The 4,323-nt window shown below is 74.8% G+C and carries 5 protein-coding genes; 2 read left to right on the forward strand and 3 right to left on the reverse strand.

The window, feature by feature from the left end; genetic code table 11:
* Positions 1-1,276, forward strand: a 1,276-nt coding sequence (locus tag J1M37_RS03355; protein ID WP_206452097.1) for an FAD-dependent monooxygenase, incomplete at its 5' end; no start/stop codon positions are given.
* Positions 1,273-2,337, forward strand: a complete 1,065-nt coding sequence (locus tag J1M37_RS03360) for a polyprenyl synthetase family protein (RefSeq protein WP_041104941.1) — start codon at positions 1,273-1,275, stop codon at positions 2,335-2,337. The genes J1M37_RS03355 and J1M37_RS03360, both read left to right, overlap by 4 nt.
* 43 nt (positions 2,338-2,380) lie before the next feature.
* Here the strand turns inward: J1M37_RS03360 and J1M37_RS03365 are convergent, their stop codons facing one another.
* From J1M37_RS03365 to rarD, 3 genes are all read right to left on the reverse strand, one after another.
* Positions 2,381-2,878, reverse strand: coding sequence for an HIT family protein (locus J1M37_RS03365; RefSeq protein ID WP_041104943.1), 498 nt, complete (start codon positions 2,876-2,878; stop codon positions 2,381-2,383).
* On the reverse strand, positions 2,875-3,369 hold the full coding sequence (locus tag J1M37_RS03370; RefSeq protein ID WP_041104945.1) for a hypothetical protein: 495 nt from the start codon (positions 3,367-3,369) through the stop codon (positions 2,875-2,877). The genes J1M37_RS03365 and J1M37_RS03370 overlap by 4 nt, the downstream gene beginning before the upstream one ends.
* A gap of 9 nt (positions 3,370-3,378) precedes the next feature.
* The coding region (gene rarD / locus J1M37_RS03375; protein ID WP_241250817.1) for an EamA family transporter RarD at positions 3,379-4,323 on the reverse strand (945 nt) is incomplete at its 5' end.

The raw sequence follows: 4,323 nt of genomic DNA on the forward strand, positions 1-4,323 counted from the left end.
GCTGGACGTGGTGGTGCTCGAGAAGACCGCGCACCCGCGTGAGAAGGTCTGCGGCGACGGCCTGACCCCGCAGGCGGTCCGGGAGCTGCAGCTGCTCGGCGTGCCCCACCGGGGTGAGCCCGGCGACGACGGCGGCTGGCGCGTCATCCGCGGCCTGCGGCTGCGCGCGGGCGAGCGCAGCGTGGACGTGCCGTGGGCGCCCACCCAGACGTGGCCGGACTACGCGCTCACGCGCACCCGCCGCGATTTCGACGCCCTCCTGGCGGACCTGGCGCGCACCCGCGGCGCCGAGGTCCGCGAGCGGCACGCCGTCACCGGCGTCGTGCGGGACGAGGCCGGACGCGTGGTCGGGCTGGACGCGGAGCTGATCGCGCCGAACGGCCGCAAGACCGGGGAGACCGCCCGCTTCACCGCACCGATCGTGCTCGCGTGCGACGGCGTCTCCGCCCGCGCCGCCGTCTCCGCGGGCCTGCACCGCCGCGAGGACCGGCCCATGGGCGTGGCCGTGCGGGCCTACTACACCGCCGGCGCCGCCGTCGACGGGGCGATCCCCGCCCCGCCCGGCGACCGGGGGGAGTGGATGGAGTCCTGGCTGCGCCTGCCGGATGCCGAGGGCAACCCGCTGCCCGGCTACGGCTGGCTGTTCCCGCTCGCGGACGGCACCGTGAACGTGGGCCTGGGCATCCTGGACACCTCCCCGCAGTTCGGGAAGCTGGACTACCGCGGGCTGCTGAAGTCCTGGACCGGGGCGCTCACCGCGGACTGGGGGATCGCCGAGCAGACGCGCACCTCGCGGATCCTCGGCGCGGCCCTGCCGATGGCGTTCAACCGCACCCCGCAGCACGTGCCGGGCATGCTCCTGGTGGGCGACGCGGCCGGCATGGTGTCCCCGTTCAACGGCGAGGGCATCGGGTTCGCGATGGAGGCGGCCCGCCTCGCCGCGGAGCTGGCGGTGCAGGCGCACGCGGCCGGGACCGACGGCGCCGCGGACGCGATCCTGTCCCGTTACCCGGTGATCACCCAGCACCTGTGGGGCCGCCACTTCGCCCTCGGCGCCCGGTTCGCCCGCCTGATCGGCGATCCGCGCGTGATGAAGGCGGCGCTGGGCGCCGGGATGGCCGCACCCCCGCTGCTGCGGGCCGCGGTGAAGGTCATGGGCAACACGGTGGACGCGCGGGGCGGCGACGCCGTCGACCGGGCCGTCCGCGTGCTCGAGGCGCTCACCCCCGCGCTGACGACCGCGGGCGGCGCGCCGTTGGGTAGGCTTGCCCGGTGACCACCGCAGACCCCGGCTTCGCCCTGCCCTCCGGCTTCGAACCCCTCGCCGAGCATGGCCGTGTCCTGGAGGTCGTGCTGACCGCGCTCGAGCAGGTCGAGGAGCAGCTGGACAGCGCCCTCGGCTTCGACGACCTCTTCTCCGACACCGCCGCCCACCACCTGCTGGCCGCCGGCGGCAAGCGGGTCCGTCCGGTCCTGACGGTGCTCGCCTCCCTCCTGGGCGACCCCGCCCTGGCCTCCGGCGAGGTCGCCGACGTGGACGCGCCCGCCCGCCAGGCCGCCGTCGTGATGGAGCTGACGCACCTGGCCACGCTGTACCACGACGACGTGATGGACGAGGCCCCCGTGCGCCGCGGCGCCCCCGCCGCCCACCGACTGTGGGGAAACTCGGCGGCGATCCTGGCCGGCGACCTGATCTTCGCCCGCGCCTCCCAGCTCATGGCCGAGCTCGGCCCGCGGCCCGTGCAGATCCAGGCGGACACCTTCGAACGCCTCGTGCAGGGCCAGCTGTGGGAGACTCGCGGCCCGGCCGAGGGCGCGGATCCGATCGAGCACTACTACGCGGTGCTCTCCGGCAAGACCGGCTCGCTGATCGCCGCGGCCGGCATGCTCGGCGCGCTGCTGGGCGGGGCCGACGAGGCCGCCGTCCAGGTGATGCGCGCATACGGCGAGAAGGTGGGCCTGGCCTTCCAGCTCGCCGACGACCTGATCGACCTCACCGGCAACGCCGAGCGGATCGGCAAGGTCCCCGGCACGGACCTGCGCGAGCGCGTGCCCACCCTGACCACGCTGCTGCTGGCCCGCGCCGCGCAGGGCGAAGGGCCGGAGGCCGAGGACGCCCGCCGGGTGCGCGCGCTCGTGGACGGGCCGCTCGACACCGACGAGCAGCTGGCCGCCGCCGTCGCCGCGCTCACGGGCCACCCCGCCATCGACGAGGCGTGGGCGATCACCCGCGGCTGGGCGGAGCAGGCCAAGCAGGCGCTCGACCCGTTGCCGGACTCCGCCGTGAAGGCGGCGCTCGAGGCGTTCGCCGACTACGTGGTCGGGCGCTCGGCCTGACGCCGCGGTCGGCGGCGTCGCCGCCTCGATCCGGGGAGGCCGCTCAGTCCAGGCGGGTCGGGGCGGGGTCCAGCGCGGCCGCGAGCTCCCGCGCCTTGCCGGCGCGGACCTCCGGGGCCACCGGGTGGCGCAGCTGCCGGTAGAGCATGTCCCCCTCGAAGCGGGGGAACACGTGCAGGTGGTAGTGCCACACGTGCTGGTTGCCGGCGGGCTCGTTGTGCTGGCGCGTGGAGACCCCGTCCGGGGCCCACGCGCGCTTCATGGCCAGCGCCACCTGCTGGGCCATCAGGGCGATGCGCTGCAGCACGCGCGGGGGCAGGTCGTAGAGGTTCTCGTAGTGCTCGGCCGGGCAGACCATGGCGTGGCCCTCGTGGTCGCCGAACCCGTCCACGGCGATCAGCACGATCAGGTCCTCGTCCTGGTAGACGGTGTCCCCGAGCTCGCAGCGGTTGCCCGGGTCGGAGACGTCGCCGGCCACGAGCCCGCAGAACGGGCAGACGTAGCCGTCCGGGGCGTGGGAGACCGGGGCGGGCGCGGTCACCGGTCCGGCCCCTCGTCGTCGTCCTCGGGGTCCTCGAAGGTCCACGCGAGCAGGTCCGTCAGGAACTCGCTGAAGGTGCCGCCCTCGTCCTGCCACTCGCCCTCGGGCGCGTCGGCACCGGCGGAGCGCCGCCACACCAGCGGGTCCGGCAACGCCAGGTTGTCCACCGGCAGGCCCCACACGACCGTCTCGTCCGCATCCTCCAGGAACATGAGGAAGCCGTCCCGCACCTCGAGGTCCTCGGGGTCCCACACGTAGTGGTCCGTCTCCATGAGGTCGCCGCAGTTGCCCAGGGCGAGGTAGAACTCGCGGAGAGCAGCCGGGATCATGAGCCCGGCGCCGAGCTGCTCCGCCGCGGGGGACTGGGCCAGCCGGGCGTCGACGTCGGCGGGGGCGAGGCCGTCGTCCTCGGCCCAGGCGTCGCCCAGCAGGTCCGGGACGAGCCGCTGGAAGGCCGGGAGGTACACGGGGGCGGGGGGCTTGGCGGGCATGCCGCCAGTCTAGGCGTGCGCGCCCTGCCCGGCCCGGACCGCCCGACGCTGCAGGCGGGAGGCGTTCAGCTGGTCGAGGGTGAAGACCGCCAGCGAGAGCCAGATGAGCCCGAAGCCCGCCCAGCGGGCCGCGGGCATCTGCTCGCCGAGGACCGTGACCGCCACGAGGAACTGCAGGATGGGCGCCGTGTACTGCAGCATCCCGAGCGTGGTCAGCGTCAGGGAGCGGGCCGCCGCCGAGAACAGGATGAGCGGAACGGCGGTGAGCACGCCGAGCCCGGCCATGAGCCAGAAGTGGCCGGGCCCCTCGGTGACGGTGGTGAGCAGCCCGGCCTGCGCCAGCAGCACGCTGCCCACCACGAACACGGGGATCAGCACCACGGTCTCGGCGGTCATCGCGGTCACCGCGTGCACGGGGGAGGGGAAGCGCTTCTTCACGAAGCCGTAGAGCCCGAACGAGGTGGCCAGCCCGAGCGCGATCCACGGCACCTGCCCCATCGCCGCGGACATCACGACGACGGCGGCCACCGCGATCCCGACGGCCACCCACTGGCCCCGCCGCAGCCGCTCCCCGAGGAAGAGCACGCCGAGCAGGACGTTCACCAGCGGGTTCATGAAGTAGCCCAGCGACGCCTGGAGCACGTTGCCCGTGGTGACCGAGACCGCGTACAGCAGCCAGTTCACCGCGATGATCCCGGCGGCCAGACCCGTGGTGCCCCAGCGGCCGGGCGTGGCCAGCGCCGTCCCCAGCTCGCGCAGGCGGCGCATCACGGTCAGCAGCAGCAGGCAGAAGATCAGGGCGAAGCCGATGCGCACCACCACGATCTCCAGGGCCCCGGCGGGCGCGAGCACCGCCATGTAGAGCGGCAGCAGGCCCCACACGAAGTAGGCGGTGAAGCCGAGGGCCAGCCCACGCGGGTCATCGGCCGGGGCGGGGGAGACGGTGGGCCTGTC

This window comes from Micrococcus sp. KRD012, assembly GCF_017168555.1.
GTDB classification, from domain to species: domain Bacteria; phylum Actinomycetota; class Actinomycetes; order Actinomycetales; family Micrococcaceae; genus Micrococcus; species Micrococcus luteus.

Bases quoted from the DNA above. Each gene is read 5' to 3' on its own strand.
- J1M37_RS03370 (WP_041104945.1), bottom strand. From the start codon at position 3,369: ATGCCCGCCAAGCCCCCCGCCCCCGTGTACCTCCCGGCCTTCCAGCGG.